The following is an 18,967-nucleotide window of genomic DNA, read 5'->3' as shown; positions in this document are numbered from 1 at the left end:
GGTCACGCCGTCCCCGGTACGGGCCAAGGGGCCTGGCGGCGCGGAGGCGTTATGGAAACGTTGCGTGTCGCAGGACGTTCGGCGCGCGGCCGCGACCGCCGGCCAGCGCCGTGGGCGGCCAGGCCGCGCGGACGGTTGCGGCCGTGACGGCGCGCGGCGCTCTGGACGGATGATGCGGCGCGCGCGGCCGTGGCAGGGCGCAGGATGGGCGGCGCAGGGGGCGCCCGCGTGGCGCCGGCGTCACGCCGGCTGGCGGGCGTGGTCGAGGAACCGGTCTGCGGTCAGGGCGGCGGCGGTGCGGTTGTCGACGCCGAGCTTCACCAGCACCTGCTCCAGATGCTTGTCCACGGTGCGGCGGGACATGCCAAGAATCTCGGCGATCTCCTGGTTGGTCTTGCCGGCGGTGAGCCACAGCAGCGTCTCCGCCTCCCGGACGGTGAGGCCGAACCGCGACTGCAGCCGCGCAACCGCGTCGCCTTCATGCTCGACCTCCACCTGCACGATGATCTCGCCGCCGCCGCCGCGGCCAAGGCAGGTGAAGCGCCGGTCGCGGTGGCGCAGCGCCGGCGCTTCCGACACCGGCCGCCCGGCCACCGTGGCCAGCCAGGCCAGCGGCGCCCCCTGCAGGCGCCGCCGCTCGCCCTGGCCGCAGGCGTCGTCCGCCAGCAGCCGCGCCGCCTCATGGGTGGCCCACACCACCTCCCCGTCCGCGCGGGCGGCGAACACCGGCCGGCCGGCCCGGTCCAACGCGCCGGCGGCCAGCCGCATGCGCCGCGCGTTCAGCGCATGAATGGTGATGCGCGCCAGCAGCACGTCGTGATTGACCGGCTTGACCACATAGTCGACCCCGCCGGCGGCGAGGCCCCGCACCACGTCGGCCGGATCGCCGAGACCCGTCATGAAGATCACCGGCGCGTCGGCGCCGGCCTGCCGCTCGCGCAGGCGCCGGCATGTTTCGAATCCGTCGATGCCGGGCATCACCGCGTCCAGCAGGATGATGTCCGGCGTCACCCGCGCGGCGATGTCGAGGGCGCCGTAGCCGTCACGCGCGACTACCGTCGAGCAGCCGGCCTGCTCGAGCGTGGCGCAGATGGCCGCCAGCGCCCCCGGATCGTCGTCAACGACGAGAACGGTCAGGTCCTGCGGATTCATGTCGGCGTTCCCTGAGAAGGCGCGCGATTGCGGGCAGGTCGAACACGTCCAGCGCCGCATGGATGCGGTCGAGGCTCGCCCGGTCCAGCCAGGCCGGCGGATGGGCGAGCGCCCGGCGCAGCGCCGTGGCCCGCCCTTCTTCGGCGAGCCGCAGCAGCTCCCGGACGGAGGCGGCGCCGCCCCGCCCTGCGCCACGGCGCGCGCCCGTCCGGTCCTGGCCGGCGGCTTCCGGCCCCGGGGCGGGCGCCGGCGTGGCGTGCGCATCGTGACGCTCGCCCGTCTCTTCCGGCGAGAGCAGGCGGGCGATGCGGGCGGTGAGGTCGTCGAGGCGGAACGGCTTCACCAGGAACCCCTCCGGCGCGTGGCCGTCGCCCTCGCGGTCCGGATCAGCCTCGCGCGCGTGGCCGGTGATGAACAGCACCGGCGCGCCGGCGTAGCCGAGGCCGCGCAGGCGCCGGGCCATTTCGAAGCCGTCCATGCCGGGCAGGTCGATGTCGAGCAGGAACAGTCGCGGCTGCGCCCCGGCCAGCAGCGCCAGCCCCTCCTCGGCGCTGCCGGCGGTGAGCACGCGAAAGCCGAGCGGCTCCAGATGCGAGCGCATCAGGGCGAGCTGGGCGGGATCGTCGTCCACCGCCAGCACCTCCACCGGCGCGCCCTCCGCCGGCGCGCCCGGCTGGACGGCGGCGGCCGCGACCGTGGTCTCGTCGCGGGCGGCGCTCGCCTCCGCCGGCAGCATCAGCCGCACGACGAAGCGCGATCCCCTGCCCGGCGCGCTGTCCAGGGTGATTTCGCCGCCCATCACGTCGACGAGCAGGCGGGTGATGGTGAGGCCAAGGCCGGAGCCGGGATGGCGCGCCCGCGCGGCGACGCCGCGGTGGAACGGGTCCCAGATCTTCGCCTGCTCCGCCAGCGGAATGCCCGGGCCGGTGTCCGCCACCTCAAAGCGCGCCACCTCATTGCGGTAGCGCACGGAGAGCGTCACCGAGCCCTCGCTGGTGTAGGCCACGGCGTTGGAGCACAGGTTGATGAGGATCTGGCGCAGGCGCTTTTCGTCAGTGCGCGCCAGCTGCGGCAGCGGCGTCTCCGTCACGACGGCGAAGCGGATGCCCTTCTCCGCGGCGCTGGCGGTGAAGATGCGGCGGATCTGGTCAAGGAAGGCGTTGATGTCCACCAGATCGACGTTCAGCGTCAGCTTGCCGGCCTCGATCTTGGAGATGTCCAGCAGGCCCTCGATCAGCCCGGCCAGATGCTCGGAGGAGGAGCGGATGGCGCGCACCGCCGCCTGGCTGTCCGGCGGCAGCTGGCTGCTGCGCTCCAGCACCTGGGCGAAGCCGTAGATGGCGTTGAGCGGCGTGCGCAGCTCGTGCGACATGCCGGCCATGTAACGCGACTTGGCCTGGCTGGCGGCCTCGGCGCGCTCCCTGGCCTCGCGCAGCGCCGCGTCGGTGCGGCGGTGGGCGCGGATCTCGCGCAGCAGCCGCGCGCTCTGGCTGCGCATCTCCGCCACCGCCTTCATGTGGTTGTCGTTGGTGAGCAGCAGCAGCCAGATGCCGACGCCGGCGCAGATCAGCGCCAGGCAGAAGGCCATCACCGCCACGCGGCTGAAGTCGGGCGAGCCGGCCGCCTCCACCAGCGCCGCGGTGAGCGCCGCCATCACCGCCGCGGCGATGGCCGTGAAGATGAGGAAGCGCCCGACCAGCGAGCGCGCCATCTGGAACGCCGGCGCCGGCAGCAGGCGGCGCAGCAGCCGCTCGGTCTGGGCGCCGACGCGGGCCCCGCGACGGCAGCTGTCATGGCAGGCGGCGTCCAGCGAGCAGCACAGGCTGCACACCGGCCCGCGATAGAACGGGCAGTGCACCAGGTCTTCGCGGTCAAAGACATAGTCGCAGACGAAGCAGGCGGCTTCCGCCGCGGACTCCGGCTCAGGCCGGCGCACCAGATAGAAGCGCCCGCGCGTCGCCCAGGCGATCAGCGGCGCGGCGATGATGGCGGCGCCGAGCGTGATGAATGACGAAAACGCCCGGGCCATTTCGCCCGCAAGGCCGCTGGCGGCGACCAGCGCCGCGACCCCGGCCGCCGCCATGGCCCCGACGCCCACCGGATTGACGTCATAGAGATAGCCGCGCCGGAACTCGATGCCGGGCGGCGCCAGCTTCAGCGGCCGGTTGACGGCCAGGTCCGCGAACACCGCCCCGATCCAGGCGAGGGCGAAATGGGCGTAGATGAGCAGCGCCCGCTCCAGCGTCTCCTGCACCCCGGCCCACATCAGGATGAAGGCGATGGCCACGTTGAACACCAGCCACACCACCCGCCCCGGATGGCTGCGCGTGAGCCGGGCGAAGAAATTGGACCAGGTGATGGAGCCGGCGTAGGCGTTGGTGACGTTGATGCGGATCTGGGACAGCGCCACGAAACTGACGGTGAGCAGCGCCACCGCCCCCGCCGGCGCCGGCAGCGCCATGAACGCCACGTGATACAGCGCCGAGGGGTCGGCGGTGGCCACGCCGGTCATGCGCACGGTCATCACCGCCAGCAGCGAGCCCAGCAGCAGCTTGACCGCGCCGGGAATGATCCAGCCGGGCCCGGCGCCCAGCAGCGCCGCCCACCAGCGGCGCCGCTCGCAGGCGTTCCGCGGTTCCGGCAGGAAGCGCAGATAGTCCACCTGCTCGCCGATCTGCCCGACGAGGGCGAACAGCACGCCGCAGGCGGCGCCGAACAGGGCGACGGGCGACGCCCCCTGGTCGCGCGCCGGCCAGCCCAGCCATTCGGCCCTGTCCGGCTGCAGCCCGGCCCACAGCACGGCCGCGAACGGCGCCAGATGCAGGATGAGCCACGGCCACAGCGTTCTGGCCTGGAAGGCGGAGATGCGGCTGACGCCGCCGGCGACGATGGGGAAAATGACCAGCACCCCGGCGAGAAAGCCGGCCCAGACCGGCACGCCGAAGAACAGCCGCAGCGCCTCCGCCAGGATCGCCGACTCAAGCATGAAGAAAATGAAGGTGAAGCCGGCGTAGACCAGCGAGGTCATCGTGGAGCCGAGATAGCCGCAGCCGGCCCCGCGGGTGAGCAGGTCCACGTCGACGCCGGCGCGCGCCGCGGCGCGGCACACCGGCAGGCCGAGCACGAACAGGATGACGCTCACCGTCAGGATGGCGCTCACCGCCACCATCGCGCCGCAGGCCAGGGTGAGCGCCGCGCCGATCGCCTCCAGCGCCAGGAAGCTCACCGAGCCGAAGGCCGTCACCGCCACGCGCCGCGCGCTCCAGCGCCGCGCCCGCCGCGCCGTGAAGCGCAGCGCGAAATCCTCCATGGTTTCGTCGGCGACCCAGCGGTTGTAGCGGCGCCGCTCGCGGGTGGCGCTGGAATAGCGCAGCCGGGCCTGGCGGCCGGCGGAGGGGCCGGCGACATGGCGCCCCGGCGCGGAAACGGCGGACCCGGCCGCCGCGCCCGCCGGCGACAGGCCCGTCATGTCCGCAATCTGCGTCGCCCGGGCGGCCCCCGCGCCGCCACCGTCCTGAAGCATGTCGTGTTGTGTCTTTCCGGTCGTGGCGCCGCCGCGCAGGCGCGCGCGCGCCGGCGCGCGCTTTTCCGCACGCGCGGCCCGGGGCCGCGGCCGGCGGGCCCGATTCCGTTCCGAGGGTAACTGTTGCGCATGGCACGCCAGCGCCGAACATTTGCGCACGGCGCCGCAAGGATGGCGCGCGCCGGCGCGATGCGGCCCCCGGCGCCGGCCGCCGCGCCAGTTTCTGTAACGCGTTCAGCGCAGCCACGGCCGCCTGCATTTCAGGCGCCGGCGACCAGGCCGGCCGAGCTGGCCCGGCCTGCTACGCAATTTCACGTATGCCGCCGCGCCGCGGACTTCTGCAGCATCGGGACATTCCAGCCGAAGGGCCATGCGGCCCGTGGCGGGGAGCAGCCTTTCCCCGGAGCGCGGCGGCCTATGCCGGCGTCTCCTGAACCAGCGTAGCAGGAGCCACCATGTCCGACGAAACCAGGTACAGCCGCTTCAGCCTGTCGCGCCGCGCGCTCATGCTCGGCGGCGCAGCTGTCGGCGCCTCGCTGTTCATGCCGAAGAACCTCAGGGCGGAGGACTATCCCACCGCGAAGGTCAACACCACCGGCCTCAACGTCACCGACAGGGACGTCACCATCGGCATCCTTCACTCGGTCACCGGCACCATGGCGATCTCCGAGATCGGCTCGGTGCAGGCCGAGAAGCTGGCGATCGAGCAGATCAACGCCCAGGGCGGCGTGCTCGGCCGCAAGATCAGGTACATACAGGAAGACGGCGCGTCGGACTGGCCGACCTTCGCCGAGAAGGCACGCAAGCTGCTGGTCAACGACAAGGTGCCGGCGGTGATGGGCTGCTGGACCTCCGCCTCGCGCAAGGCGGTGCTGCCGGTGTTCGAGCAGAACAACGGCATGCTCTACTACCCCACCTTCTATGAAGGTCTCGAACAGTCTCCCAACGTCATCTACACCGGCCAGGAGGCGACGCAGCAGATCATCGCCGGCATCGACTGGGTGACGAAGACCAAGGGCGCCAAGACCTTCTACCTGCTCGGCTCGGACTACATCTGGCCGCGCACGTCCAACAAGATCGCCCGCAAGCACATTGAGGACAAGCTCGGCCTGAAGGTGGTGGGCGAGGAGTACTATCCGCTCGGACACACCCAGTTCAACAGCGTGATCAACAAGATCAAGCTGCGCAAGCCGGACGTCATCTACGCGGTGGTCGTCGGCGGCTCCAACGTCTCCTTCTACAAGCAGCTGATCGCCGCCGGCATCGACCCGTCGAAGGAGAAGCCCGTCATCCTGACCATTTCCGTGACGGAGGACGAGATCCGCGGCATCGGCGGCGAGAACGTCAGGGGCGTCTACGCCTGCATGAAGTATTTCCAGAGCCTGGACAACCCGGCCAACAAGAAGTTCGTCGCCGCCTTCAAGAAGATGTGGGGCGACGACATGGTGATCGGCGACGTCACCCAGGCGGCCTATCTCGGTCCGTGGCTGTGGAAAATGGCGGTGGAGAAGGCCGGCTCCTTCGACGTCGACAAGGTGCGGGCCGCCTCGCCGGGCCTGGAGATGACCAACGCGCCCGAGGGCGTCATCCGGGTGCACAAGAACCATCACCTGTGGTCGCGCACCCGCGTCGGCCGCGCCCTCGACAACGGCCAGTACGAGGTCGTGTACGAGACGCCCGACCTGATCGAGCCCAACCCCTTCCCGGAAGGCTACCAGTAAGACGCCGCCCGCGCTCCGGCGCAGGCCGGACGCCGGGGCTGCGGAACGCGACGCCCGCCGCGCCCCGCCGGCGCGGCGCGGCCCGCCTGGCCCGGCGGCGCCGGACCGCTTTCATCCGTTTCACGCAGCGCGTCGTCCCGGCCGCCGGCCGGGGCCGTTCGCGGGACGCGCCGCCAGAGCCCGTACTGGAGACGGACAATGTTTGGCGAATACAGCATTACCGAACTGGCGTCGATTTTCGCCATGCAGGGTATTTCTGGCCTGATCCTGTTCTCGGTGTTCGTGCTGATGGCTCTGGGACTGGCCATCATTTACGGCCAGATGGGCGTCATCAACATGGCGCACGGCGAATTCATGATTCTCGGCGCCTATGTCACCTATCTTGTCTCGAACTGGGCCGCGAACGCCTCGCCGACGCTGTTCAACCTTTACTTCCCCATCGCCATGGTCTGCGCCTTCGCCGTCACCGGGGCGCTGGGGGCCGCGGTTGAATGGGCGCTGATACGCCACCTGTACCGGCGGCCGCTGGACACGCTGCTGGCCACCTGGGGCCTGTCGCTGATCCTGCAGCAGGTTTACCGCTCGGTGTTCGGCGCGCGCGAGGTCGGCGTCACCATGCCCGAGTGGATGATGGGCTCGGTGCGCCTGTCCGACAGCATCGAGGCGCCGCTCAACGGCCTGCTGGTGATGGGCATCGCCGTGGCCATCTCCATCCTGGTGGGCGTGATGATGTTCCGCTCCTCCTGGGGCCGGCAGGTGCGCGCCGTGGTGCAGAACCGCGTCATGGCCGGCGCCGTCGGCATCGACACCGAACGCACCGACCGCCTCACCTTCGCGCTGGGCTGCGGCATCGCCGGCGTCGCCGGGTCGGCCTTCACCATGATCGGCTCGACCGGGCCGAGCTCGGGCCAGCTCTACATCGTCGACACCTTCCTCGTGGTGGTGTTCGGCGGCGCGGCCAGCCTGCTCGGCGCCATCGCCAGCGCCTTCACCATCAGCCAGGCGCAGTCGATCCTCGAGTTCTTCCTCTCCGGCTCGATGGCCAAGGTGATCACCCTGCTGGCGGTGGTCGCGATCCTGATGATGCGCCCGCAGGGCCTGTTCTCCCTCAGGCTGCGCAAGTGATCCCGGCCGCGGGGCGGGCCCGGCGCCCGCCCCGCGCCCCAGAAGCTGACGCAACGCCCGTCGCCCGGAAATTTGCAGGAGACCGTCATGAGCCCGCCCATCTCCACCGCCGTCGCAGCTGGCGCCGCTTCTCCTGACGCCGCCGTCAGGCGCCAGGTCTGGGGCTTCGCCATTCTCGCGGCGCTGCTGCTCGTCGTGCTGCCGCTGGGCCTCGACACCTTCCGTCTCAACCTGTTCGGCAAGTATCTCTCCTTCGCCTTCGTCGCCGTGGGCCTCGTGCTGTGCTGGGGCATGGGCGGCATTCTCTCGCTCGGCCAGGGCGTGTTCTTCGGCCTTGGCGGCTACGCCATGGCCATGTTCCTGAAGCTGGAGGCCTCCACGCCCGAGGCGACGAAGATCCAGTCCACCCCCGGCATTCCGGACTTCATGGACTGGAACCAGGTCACCGCCCTGCCCTTCTGGTGGGAGCCGTTCCACTCGCTCGCCTTCACCCTCGTCGCCATCGTGGCGCTGCCGGCGCTGTTCGCCTTCGTCATCGGCACGGCCATGTTCCGGCGGCGCGTGGGCGGCGTGTATTTCGCCATCATCACCCAGGCCATCGCCGCCATCGCCACCATCCTGATCATCGGCCAGCAGGGCTACACCGGCGGCGTCAACGGCATCACCGACCTGCGCACCCTCGCCGGCTGGGACATCCGTCCGGACAGCGCCAGGACCATTCTCTACTTCGTCTGCGCCGGCCTGCTGCTGCTGTGCGTGGTCGCCGCCCTGCTGGTGCAGCACAGCAAGCTCGGCCGCATCCTCATCGCCATGCGCGACCAGGAAGACCGGGTGCGCTTCTCCGGTTACGACGTCGCCGCCTTCAAGACCTTCGTCTTCTGCCTCGCCGCCGCTTTCGCCGGCGTCGGCGGCGCGCTGTTCACCCTGCAGGTGGGCTTCATGTCGCCGAGCATGGTGGGCATCGTGCCCTCCATCGAGATGGTGATCTTCTGCGCCGTGGGCGGGCGCCTGTCGGTGATCGGCGCGGTCTATGGCGCTCTGCTGGTGAACCTCGCCAAGACCACGTTCTCGGAGAGCTTCCCGGAGCTGTGGCTGTTCGGCCTCGGCGCGCTGTTCATCGCCGTGGTCATGGCCTTCCCGTCCGGCCTGGCCGGCCTGTGGGTGGAGCGCGTGGAGCCGCTGTTCCGCCGCAGGGCGAAGCCCGCGACCCCTGAAGCCGGCGCCCCGCCCTCCGGCGGCGCGCCCGCCCCGGTGCCGCGCGGAGCCGCGCCCGCCGCTCCGGACAGCGCCGAAAACGTCGCCGCCGGCATGCCGGCGATCGCCACCCCAGCCCGCTAACCGGAGGAGCGCGCCATGTCCGAAGCCAACGGGCACTTCATCCTGACGGTCGAGAACCTCACGGTCTCATTCGACGGCTTCAGGGCGGTGGACGGGCTGAACCTGTACATCGAGCCCAATGAGTGCCGGGTGATCATCGGCCCCAACGGCGCCGGCAAGACCACGGTGCTGGACCTGATCTGCGGCCGCACCAGGGCCACCGGCGGCTCCATCATGTTCCGCGGCATGGAGCTGCGGCGGATGCGGGAGGACCAGATCGTCCACGCCGGCGTGGGGCGCAAGTTCCAGACGCCGAGCGTGTACGAGGACCTCACCGTCTTCGAGAACCTGGAGATCAGCTATCCGAAAGGGCATGGCGTGTTCGGCGCCCTCGCCTTCCGCCGCGACCAGAAGGTGAAGGACCGCATCCACGAGATCGCGGAGCAGATCTTCCTGGAGAACGACCTGGAGAAGAAGGCGGGCCTGCTCTCCCACGGCCAGAAGCAGTGGCTCGAGATCGGCATGCTGCTGATCCAGGACCCGCAGCTGCTGATGCTGGACGAGCCGGTGGCCGGAATGTCCGTGGCCGAGCGGCGCAAGACGGCGGAGCTGCTCAACCGCATCATCCAGGACCGCAGCGTCATCGTCATCGAGCACGACATGAGCTTCGTGGAGGACATCGCCACCCGCGTCACCGTCCTGCACCAGGGCAAGCTCCTGTCGGAGGGCTCTCTGGCCCACGTCAAGGCCGATCCAAAGGTGGCGGAGGTCTATCTCGGGCACTGATCCCGCCCCGGCCAACTGTCTGGTTTTTCAGGATTCGCCTCGCATCGACGCCGGAATTGCGTCTGCAGGCCGGTCGGGCGCCGCAGGGACGGCGCCCGCCAGAAAGGAGCCTTCGCGATGCTGAAGATCTCGCAACTCAGATCCGGCTACGGCGCCTCGGAGGTGTTGCACGGCCTCGACCTGGAGCTGGCGCCCGGCGAAATCGTCGCCGTGATGGGCCGCAACGGCATGGGCAAGTCCACGCTGATGAAGACCCTGATGGGCATCATCCCGGCCATGTCGGGCGAGATGATGGTGGGGGAGACCAGGCTCAACGGCCTGAAGTCGCACCAGCGGGTGGCGGCGGGCGTCGCCTACGTGCCCCAGGGGCGCATGATCTTCTCCGCCCTCACGGTGCAGGAAAACATTGAGACCGGCCTCACCGTCACCGGCCAGCGCGAGGCGCCGCAGGATCTCTACAGCATGTTTCCGGTGCTGTGGGAGATGCGCGGCCGGCGCGGCGGCAACCTCTCCGGCGGCCAGCAGCAGCAGCTCGCCATCGCGCGGGCGCTCGCGTCCAACCCGAAGACGCTGCTGCTGGACGAGCCCACCGAGGGCATCCAGCCCTCCATCATCAAGGACATGGCCCGCACGCTGAAGCAGCTGCGCGACGCGCGCGGGCTCTCCATCCTGGTTTCCGAACAGGTGCTGTCGTTCGCGCTCGACGTGGCTGACCGCATCGTCGTGATCGACAACGGCCGCTTCGTGCACGAGGCGCCGCGCGCAAGCGTCGACGCCGCGGCGGTCGAACGCTTCCTGTCGGTGTGACCCCCCTGTTTTCGACCGCAAACTTGAGAGGACGCCATGGTCGACACCCTCATCTCCGTAGATCTCTCGGCCAGCCCGCACACCAACGAGAACGTGCACAACCGCTGGCACCCGGACATTCCGATCAACGTCTGGGTCGAGCCCGGCGCCGACTTCAAGGTCGAGTGCTATGACTGGACCGGCGGCCAGATCAGGAACAATGACGACGCCTCCGACGTGCGCGACGTGGAGCTGCCGCAGGTTCACTATCTCTCCGGCCCCATCGGCGTGAAGGGCGCCGAGCCGGGCGACCTGCTGGTGGTCGAGATTCTCGACATCGGCGCCAAGGAAGAGATGATGTGGGGCTTCAACGGCTTCTTCTCGAAGAAGAACGGCGGCGGCTTCCTCACCGACTACTTCCCTGAGGCGCAGAAGTCGATCTGGGACTTCGAGGGCCTGTTCACGAAGTCCCGCCACGTGCCGGGGGTGCACTACGCCGGGCTCATCCACCCCGGGCTGATCGGCTGTCTGCCCGACCGCAAGATGCTGGAGGCGTGGAACGCCCGCGAGAAGGCGCTCCATGACACCGACCCGGACCGCGTGCCGGGGCTGGTCAACCTGCCGGACGGCGGCCCCACCGCCCACATGGGCGCGCTGAAGGGCGAGGCGCGCGACAAGGCCGCGGCCGAGGCGGCGCGCACCGTGCCGCCGCGCGAGCATGGCGGCAACTGCGACATCAAGGACCTGTCGCGCGGCTCGAAGATCTACTTCCCGGTCTATGTGCCGGGCGCCGGCCTCTCCATGGGCGACCTGCACTTCTCCCAGGGCGACGGCGAGATCACCTTCTGCGGCGCCATTGAAATGGCCGGCTGGCTGCACATCCGCGTGTCGCTCATCAAGGAGGGCATGAGCAGGTACGGCATCCGCAATCCGGTCTTCCGCCCCTCGCCGATCACGCCGAAGTACGACGACTTCCTGATCTTTGAGGGCATTTCGGTGGATGACGCCGGCAGGCAGTATTACCTCGACGTCACCGTGGCCTACCGCCAGGCCTGCCTCAACGCCATCGAATACCTGAAGAAGTTCGGCTACTCGGGCGCCCAGGCTTACGCCATTCTCGGCACCGCGCCGGTCCAGGGCCACATCTCCGGCGTGGTCGACGTGCCCAACGCCTGCGCCACGCTGTGGCTGCCCACGGACATTTTCGAGGGCGACCTGACGCCCGGTCCGGACGGCCCGACCAGGCTGGTGGACGGCTCGGTGGACGTGCCGGTCGCGCCTGACCTGTAAGCCGCGCCTCCCGGTCGCGGCCAGGGCCGCGACCGGCGCCCCCAATGTCAGCCCCTGGCCGTGGCGGACGGACCTGCCGGCCCGCAACAGCCAGGGAGGCGACCGGAAACACGCCCTGTCCCGGGCGCCGCAACGCGCGGCGCCCGGGGGAGCGGCAGAACCCGTTTCACCGCCGGCCGTGATCCGGCCTGCCGGCAGTCACGCCACGCGCCCACACGCCGTCACGTCACACAGAACCAGCCGGGAAGGAGCCCGCCATGCCGACCTATGATTATGAATGCGCCGGGTGCGGCCCGTTCGTCGCCTTCGCCAGCATGGCCCGTTACGCCGATCCCTGTCCGTGTCCGGAATGCGGAGCCGAGAGCCCGCGGGCGTTCATCCATACGCCCATGCTGTCGTCCATGAGCGCCGGGCGGCGTTTCGCCTGCGAGACCAACGAGCGCAGCGCCAACGCCCCGCGCCGGCTGTCGAAGGACGGTCCGCCCCAGGCCGGCGGACGGCACGGCGCCAACTGCTCCTGCTGCTCGGGCAGGAGCCTGAAGGCGCCGCGCAAGACGCTCTACCGGCCGGACGGCACGAAGAGCTTCCCAACGGCGCGACCCTGGATGATCTCGCACTGACGCGCGCACGCATCGCGCGCACGTATCGCGCACATGTATAAAGCGTCGCAGCGCTGTCCCTGAAACGGCGGCCGGCCGGGCGAGAAATCCCGGCCGGTCCGTCGCGGCGCCGGCTTACCGCGCCAGCAGGCCGCGACGGCTCACTCCGCCGCCGCGGCGCCTCCGGCCGCGAGCTGCTCCTGCACCTGCCGCCAGTCAATCTTGTGCGAGGCCGTGCGCGGCAGCGTCTCCACGAACGTCACCCGCCGCGGAACCTTGAACGCCGCCAGCCGCTCGCGGCACCAGGCGACCAGATCCGCCGCCGTCGTGCGCCCGCGCGCATGCGGATGCAGGATCACCGCCGCCGCCACCGTCTCGCCGCGATAGGGATCCGGCGCCGCCACGACGCAGCACTGCTCCACGTCCGGATGGGCGAAGAGAACCTCCTCCACCTCCGCCGGCCACACCTTGAAGCCGCTGGCGTTGATCATGCGCTTCAGGCGGTCCACGACGTAATAGTAGCCGCGCGCGTCCCGGTAGCCGAGATCGCCGGTGCGCAGCATGCGCACGCCGTCGATCTCCACGAAACTGCCGGCGCTGCGGTCGCCCCAGTAACGGGCGATGACCTGCGGCCCGGCCACCAGTATTTCGCCGGTCTCCCCGTCCGGCAGCGGCGCCAGCGTCTCCGGATCGACGATGAGCGCCAGCGTCTCCTGCACCGGCACGCCGATGCTGCCGGGAACCGGCGCCGCAAGCGGATTGAGATGGGTGGGCGACATGGTCTCGCTCATGCCGTAGCCCTCCACATAGGTGAGGCCGAAGCGCTGGCGCAGACGCTCCGCCACCGCCACCGGCATGGCCGAGCCGCCGCCGGTGATCACCTCCAGCCGCCGGAAGGCCGCGTCGGTGAAATCGGCGTGGGAGAGCAGGTCGATGATCATGGTCGGCGGGCCGTTGAAGAAGGTGGGCCCGTAGTCCGCGAACAGCCGCGCGGCCGCCGCCGCGTCCCAGCGCGTCATCACCAGCAGCGCGCCTCCGGCGAGGATGCCGGCGTTCATCGAACCCTGCATGCCGGCCACATGGAACAGCGGCTGCACCGCCGTGATCACGCTGGCCTGCGTCATGCGGTACCACTCCACCTGCAGCGCCGCCGTGTGCATGGCCGCCGCATGGGTGTGCGGGCAGCCCTTGGGCGTTCCGGTGCTGCCGGAGGTGTAGGGCATCACGCACAGGGCGGCGGCGGGGTCGAAGTCCGCCGGCGGCGCGGGCGCCGGCAGCCCGGCGCCAGCGGCCAGCGCCGCGTCCCACGGCAGAACCCGCGCATCCGCCTCCACCGGCGCCGGTTCCAGCGCCACCGCCGGCGGCGGCCCCACCGGGGCGTCCGGCAGCGCGTCGGCGTAACGGGCGACGACCAGCGCCAGCTCCTCCGCTCCCTCCCAGCCGGTGAATCGGTCGAGCAGCTCGCTGGCGAGAATGGCGACGCGCGCGCCGGCGTCCTTCATCATGCGCGCCACTTCCGCCGGGCGGTACATGGGGTTGAGCGGCACGACCACCCCCCCGGCGACGAGGATGGCGTAATAGGCGGCGATGAACTGCGGGCAGTTCTGCATGTCCAGCGCCACGCGATCGCCCGGGCGCACGCCGAGCCGGCCGGCCAGCGTCGCGGCGAGGCGCTCCGCGTCACGCCACAGCTCACCGTAAGTGACTGTCTTTCCGTAATAAATGATCGCCGTGCGTTCAGGGTCGCGCAAGGCGTGGAAACGCAGGTTCTCCTGCAGGGGGCGGGAGGGCGGCGTGTGTTCCGGGCTGAAAGACAACATGGGCGCGTTCCGGGTTGAAGCGCCGGCGTGAGCCGCCTGGCACCGACACCTGCAGGTTAGCCATGCCCTGCGGCGGCGTGTAGCGTTTTTCGAAAAAAGATTGCAAAAAACGGAAGCACGTGATTTTTCTGGATGCAGCCGCGCCGCAACCAGGCGCGCCAGACCAGACCCACGACCAAGGCCAAAGACCGGACGCAAGACTGGCGCCAGTCCGCCGCCGCGCCGGACACATCCAGGGATCAGCGCTGTGACAGCGAACCAGGACGCCCTCATCTGTGACGCAATCCGGACGCCGCGCGGACGCGGCCGTCCCGGCGGCGCCCTCGCCACGGTCACGCCCGTGGCGCTGGTCGCCGGGCTGATGCAGGCGCTGCAGCGCCGCGCCGGCCTCGACACGGCGCTGGTGGACGACATCGTGCTTGGCTGCGTCTCGCCGGTGGGGGAGCAGGGCGGGCCCGTCGGCCGCGTGGCGGCGCTGCTCGCCGGCTGGAGCGAGAACGCCGCCGGCCAGCAGACCAACCGTTTCTGCGCCTCGGGCCTGGAGGCGGTGAACCTCGCGGCGCAGAAGATCCGCTGCGGCTGGGAGCAGCTGGTGGTGGCGGGCGGCGTTGAGTCCATGTCGCGCACGCCCATGTTCTCGGACGGCGGCGCCTGGCAGTTCGATCCCGCGGTGAGCGTCCCTTCCGATTACGTGCCCCAGGGCGTCAGCGCCGATCTCATCGCCACCCTCGGCGGCTGGACGCGCGCCGATCTCGACGCGCTGGCGGCGCGCTCGCACCGGCTGGCGGCCCGGGCCTGGCGCGAGGGGCGGTTCAGCAATTCGGTGATCCCGGTTCACGACGCCCACGGCGCGCTGCTGCTGGCCGAGGACGAGAACATCCGGCCGGACACGACCGTGGCGACCCTCGCGAGGCTCGCCCCGGCGTTCGCCGGCATCGGCGCGGCGGGCTATGACTTCGTCGCCCAAGGGCGCTATCCGGACGTGGCGCGCATCCGCCACGACCACACGGCGGGCAATTCCTCCGCCATCATTGACGGCGCCGCCCTGGTGCTGGTGGCCTCGCCGGCCATGGCGGCGCGGCTCGGGCTGCGGCCGCGCGCGCGCATCGTCGCCGCCGCCGTGTGCGGCTCCGAGCCCACCATCATGCTCACCGGCCCCGCCCCGGCGGCGCGCAAGGCGCTCGCCCTGGCCGGGCTCGGCTTCGACGACATCGACCTTTTCGAGATCAACGAGGCCTTCGCCGCCGTGCCGCTGCGCTTCGCCGCCGACACCGGCGTTCCCATGGAGCGCATCAACGTCAACGGCGGAGCCATCGCCATGGGTCACCCGCTGGGCGCCACCGGCGCCATGCTGGTCGGAACCCTGCTCGACGAACTCGAACGCACCGGCGGCCGCTACGGCCTCGCCGCCATGTGCATCGGCGCCGGCATGGGCGTCGCCACCATCATCGAACGGCTGTGAGGCGCGGGCCGATGACGCAGTATCTCTCCACCCGCCGGCTGCCGGACGGCTGCCTGGCCATCACCCTCAACGACCCCTTCGCCGCCGTCAACCGCACCACGGCGCAGTTCAAGCAGGAGCTGGACGCCCTGCTCGCCGCCCTTGAGGCGCCGGGGGCGGAGCTGCCGAAGGGCCTGGTGTTCCTCGCGGCCAAAAACAGTTTCTGCGTCGGCGGCGACGTGGACGAGATCGCGGCGCTGGCCGCGGCCGGGGCGCGCCACAGCGCCGCGGACTCGGCCGCCATCAAGGCGCTGTTCCGCCGCATCGAGCGCCTGCCGGTTCCCTCCGTGGCCTGCATCGCCGGCACGGCCGCGGGCGGCGGGCTGGAGCTGGCGCTGGCCTGCCACGCCCGCTTCTGCCTCGACGATCCGGCGATCCGCCTCGGCTTTCCGGAGGTCACGCTGGGCCTCATTCCCGGCGCCGGCGGCATGGTGCGCGCGGTGCACATGCTGGGCGTCGCCGCGGCCATCCCGCTGCTGGCCGGCGGGGAGCTCATCGCGCCGCGGGAGGCGCAACGGCTGGGCCTGCTCACCGGGCTCGCCGCCACGCCGGAGGCGCTGCTGCAGGCGGCCTGCGCGTGGATCGCCGCCAATCCGGAACCGGCGCAGCCCTGGGACCGCAAGGGTCACGCCATTCCCGGCGGATCCTGGTTCAGCCAGCCGTCGCGTTACGTCGCCTGGCAGCCGCTCACCGTCTCGGCGGTGCAGGACGGCGCGGGGCGCCTGCAGGCGCGCGTCACGGCGCTGGGCTGCATCGCCGCCATCTCCGCCAGCAGCTTCGCCGACGGCGAGAAGCTGGAGAGCGCGGCCTTCGCCAGGCAGGCGACCAGCCAGGAGGCGGCCGCCCTCACCGGCCTGCGCATGCACGACCGGCGGGCCCTGCGCCGCGAACCGGCGACGGCGCCGGCAGGCTTCGCGCCCGCCCTGCGCGCGGCGCTGCAGGCGGAGGCGGCGCGCCTTGCGGCGGAAGGCGCTTCCGCCGCCCGCATCCGCAACGGCGCCCGTCACGCCGGTTACGATCCGGAGGCCGTCGGCCTCGCCGCGCCGGAAGCGGACGTGACGCCCTCGGCGCCGGACGCGCCGGACCTCGCCACGACCGGCGAACGCCTGCTGCTGGCGCAGCTGGCCGCCGCGCTGCCGTGGCTGCCGGGCGCCGCCGGCGGCGCCCGCGCCGCCCTCGCCCTGGCGGCGGTGACGGAGGGCGGCTTTCCGGCGTGGACCGGCGGGCCGCTGCGCCTGCTGCAATGGCGCGGCGCGGAGGCGGTCGCGCGCAGTTTCCGGGACCTTGGCGTGGGCGACGGCGCGGCGACCGCCGAAACCCTGGCCGCAATCGCCGCGGCGTGAGCGCGGCGGCGCAACTGACGGGGAGCCAACATGAAGCGTCTACTCAGCACCGGCCTCAACGCCGGCAAGGACAGCGCCGTCAGCGTGACCGGCGGCAAGGGATCGTGGTTCGAGCTGGCCGACGGCCGCCGGGTGCTGGACGGCAGCAACTCCGCCGGCGCCCTCGGCCACGGCCATCCGGACATCGTGGAGGCGGTGCGCAGGGCCGCCGGGGAGCCCGCCGTCAGCGAAGGCTGGCATTACGCACGGCGCGAGCAGGCGGCGGAGGATCTCATCAACATCGCCTTCGCCGGCGAGCACGACTGGGTGGGCGCGGTGCGCTTCGCCCTCAGCGGCAGCGAGGTGAACGACCTGGCCCTGTCGCTCGGCCAGGCGCTCACCGGCCGCACGCCCGTCGCCACCCGCGAGCGGGCCTATCACGGCCTCACCGGCCTGTCGCGCGACGTCACCGTGCAGCCGCACTGGCACGGCGGCCTGTCGCACCGCGCCGGGGGCGTGGCCATGGCGCCGCGCGGCGCCGAGGTGCGCATCCTTTCCGGTCCGCCCGGCTCGCTCTACGGCGAGCGCGTCGCCTCCATGCCGCCGGACGACCTGGAGGCCATGACCCGCAAGCTCGCCGGCGTCTCCTCGGTCATCATCGATTACAGCCAGGGCGGCATGTATCACGACGGCGCCTACCAGGACCAGGTGGCCGCCGCCGCCCGCGCCGCCGGGGCGCTGTGGATCGCCGACGAGGTCATCACCGGCGCCGGCCGCAGCGGCCGCTGGTTCGCCTTCCAGGGCGGACAAAGCAGGCCTGACATGGTCACCATGGGCAAGTCGCTGGCGGGCGGCGGCGCGCCCATCGGCGCCGTCATTCTCTCGAAGGAGCTGGTGGAGCGCCTCAACGACAGCAGCTGGCAGGCCTACAGCACCTTCCGCGGCCATCCGGTGGCCATGGCCTGCGTCAGCGCCTACCTGCGCGTCATCGTCCGGGACCGGGTGCTGGAGCGCGTCGACCGCCTCGGCAGGGTCATCGGCCAGCGACTCGTGGAGATCGCGCGGAAGCACCCATCGGTGGCGCGCGTGGACGGGCGCGGCTTCCACTGGACAGTGGAGCTGCACGGCCCGCACTGGAAGGACTGGAAGGCCGACGGCGACGCCGCGCCGGTGGCCAGCCGGGTGGCGGCCCGCGCCCTCGCCAACAATGTGGTGATCGGCACCAGCGGCGAGGAAACCTCGCTGTTCCTCGCCCCCTCGCTGCTGATGAGCGAGGACGAGCTGAAGCTGCTGCTCGACGTGCTGGATGACGCCCTGGCCGTCGCCGACGCCGAAGGGCTGCAGCCGGCCTGATCCCCCGTTTCGCCGCGCCGCTCCCCCCTCCCGCGCGACGCGGCGGCCCCCCGGAGCGCCTCCCTGCGTGAATCCTCCCCCCACGGCGCGCAGGGGGGCGCTCCGCCCCTTCCCCCACGCGAAACGGCGCCGCGCCAGGGCGGCCCGGCGCCCCGCCCCCCGGATCCGGAAGCCACCCGGGAGTCACGACAGGAGCAACGCCATGAGCAACGTCACGGGCGCCGACGCCAGCGGCGACGTCGCGGCCGAAGCCGCGGAAAGCGCCGTGCGCGCCGTCATCCAGCAGTATTTCGACGCCCTCTATCACGGCGACGTCGCCGCCTTCCGCGAGGTGTTCCACCCCTCCTGCCGGCTGTTCACCGTTGTCGACGGCGAGGCGCAGACCTTCGACTACGAGCCCTACATGGCGCGCGTGGCCGGGCGGCCTTCCTCCGCCTCGCGCGGCGACGCCCGCGCCGACGCCATCATCAGCGTGCGCGTCTCCAGTCCCACCACGGCCAGCGCCACGGTGCGCGACTGCTACCTGCCGCGTCACTTCATCAACGAGCTGGGCTTCGTGTTCACGGGCGGGCGCTGGCGCATCGCCTCCAAGATCTGGCACGCCTTCGATCCGGCCTGAAGCCGGGGACGGCGCCGCGGCGGGGCGCGCCGTCCCGCCCGTTCCCCTTTCAC

The 18,967-nt window shown here is 71.4% G+C and carries 14 protein-coding genes; 11 read left to right on the top strand and 3 right to left on the bottom strand.

Annotated features, from left to right (window positions below; translation table 11 throughout):
* Positions 1–240: 240 nt before the first annotated feature.
* Entirely contained in the window at positions 241–1,152 is a 912-nt protein-coding gene (locus ACFFJB_RS01020; protein WP_376828808.1) for a response regulator, read from the bottom strand.
* Positions 1,118–4,675, bottom strand: a complete 3,558-nt coding sequence (locus tag ACFFJB_RS01015; RefSeq protein ID WP_376828806.1) for a hybrid sensor histidine kinase/response regulator — start codon at positions 4,673–4,675, stop codon at positions 1,118–1,120. Before ACFFJB_RS01015 ends, ACFFJB_RS01020 begins: the two co-directional genes overlap by 35 nt.
* A gap of 455 nt (positions 4,676–5,130) precedes the next feature.
* Between ACFFJB_RS01015 and urtA the strand changes: the two genes are divergently transcribed.
* The 7 genes from urtA (at position 5,131) to ACFFJB_RS00980 (ending at position 12,320) form a co-directional block, all read left to right on the top strand.
* Complete coding sequence (gene urtA, locus ACFFJB_RS01010) at positions 5,131–6,396, top strand: urea ABC transporter substrate-binding protein (protein WP_376828804.1); 1,266 nt, start codon at positions 5,131–5,133, stop codon at positions 6,394–6,396.
* Positions 6,397–6,594: 198 nt separating this feature from the next.
* A complete protein-coding gene (urtB, locus tag ACFFJB_RS01005) occupies positions 6,595–7,521 on the top strand; it encodes an urea ABC transporter permease subunit UrtB (RefSeq protein WP_376828802.1) in 927 nt (308 codons plus the stop codon).
* 87 nt (positions 7,522–7,608) lie between these two features.
* Positions 7,609–8,859, top strand: coding sequence for an urea ABC transporter permease subunit UrtC (urtC, locus tag ACFFJB_RS01000; RefSeq protein WP_376828800.1), 1,251 nt, complete (start codon positions 7,609–7,611; stop codon positions 8,857–8,859).
* 15 nt (positions 8,860–8,874) lie between these two features.
* The gene (urtD, locus tag ACFFJB_RS00995; RefSeq protein ID WP_376828798.1) at positions 8,875–9,624 is read left to right on the top strand and encodes an urea ABC transporter ATP-binding protein UrtD; all 750 of its coding nucleotides are present in this window, start codon (positions 8,875–8,877) and stop codon (positions 9,622–9,624) included.
* Between the two features lie 117 nt (positions 9,625–9,741).
* On the top strand, positions 9,742–10,431 hold the full coding sequence (urtE, locus tag ACFFJB_RS00990) for an urea ABC transporter ATP-binding subunit UrtE (RefSeq protein WP_376828796.1): 690 nt from the start codon (positions 9,742–9,744) through the stop codon (positions 10,429–10,431).
* 36 nt (positions 10,432–10,467) lie between these two features.
* Entirely contained in the window at positions 10,468–11,700 is a 1,233-nt protein-coding gene (gene fmdA, locus ACFFJB_RS00985; protein WP_376828795.1) for a formamidase, read from the top strand.
* 257 nt (positions 11,701–11,957) lie between these two features.
* The gene (locus tag ACFFJB_RS00980) at positions 11,958–12,320 is read left to right on the top strand and encodes a zinc ribbon domain-containing protein (RefSeq protein ID WP_376828793.1); all 363 of its coding nucleotides are present in this window, start codon (positions 11,958–11,960) and stop codon (positions 12,318–12,320) included.
* A gap of 140 nt (positions 12,321–12,460) precedes the next feature.
* Here ACFFJB_RS00980 and ACFFJB_RS00975 read toward each other — a convergent pair whose 3' ends face one another.
* On the bottom strand, positions 12,461–14,119 hold the full coding sequence (locus ACFFJB_RS00975; protein ID WP_376828791.1) for an AMP-binding protein: 1,659 nt from the start codon (positions 14,117–14,119) through the stop codon (positions 12,461–12,463).
* Positions 14,120–14,366: 247 nt separating this feature from the next.
* Here ACFFJB_RS00975 and ACFFJB_RS00970 point away from each other — a divergent pair, with 247 nt between their 5' ends.
* The 4 genes from ACFFJB_RS00970 to ACFFJB_RS00955 all read left to right on the top strand — a co-directional run bounded on the left by ACFFJB_RS00970 (position 14,367) and on the right by ACFFJB_RS00955 (position 18,914).
* Complete coding sequence (locus tag ACFFJB_RS00970; RefSeq protein WP_376828789.1) at positions 14,367–15,581, top strand: acetyl-CoA C-acetyltransferase; 1,215 nt, start codon at positions 14,367–14,369, stop codon at positions 15,579–15,581.
* An 11-nt stretch (positions 15,582–15,592) separates the two neighbouring features.
* A complete protein-coding gene (locus tag ACFFJB_RS00965; RefSeq protein ID WP_376828787.1) occupies positions 15,593–16,963 on the top strand; it encodes an enoyl-CoA hydratase-related protein in 1,371 nt (456 codons plus the stop codon).
* Between the two features lie 30 nt (positions 16,964–16,993).
* A complete protein-coding gene (locus ACFFJB_RS00960; protein WP_376828785.1) occupies positions 16,994–18,295 on the top strand; it encodes an aminotransferase class III-fold pyridoxal phosphate-dependent enzyme in 1,302 nt (433 codons plus the stop codon).
* A 202-nt stretch (positions 18,296–18,497) separates the two neighbouring features.
* The gene (locus ACFFJB_RS00955) at positions 18,498–18,914 is read left to right on the top strand and encodes a nuclear transport factor 2 family protein (RefSeq protein WP_376828783.1); all 417 of its coding nucleotides are present in this window, start codon (positions 18,498–18,500) and stop codon (positions 18,912–18,914) included.
* Positions 18,915–18,967: the final 53 nt, after the last annotated feature.

Origin of the sequence: Camelimonas abortus (genome assembly GCF_042432745.1) — a bacterium.
GTDB lineage: Bacteria > Pseudomonadota > Alphaproteobacteria > Rhizobiales > Beijerinckiaceae > Camelimonas > Camelimonas abortus.
The sequence above is the reverse complement of the archived record's forward strand: the minus strand, read 5'-3'. Positions and strand labels throughout refer to the sequence as shown.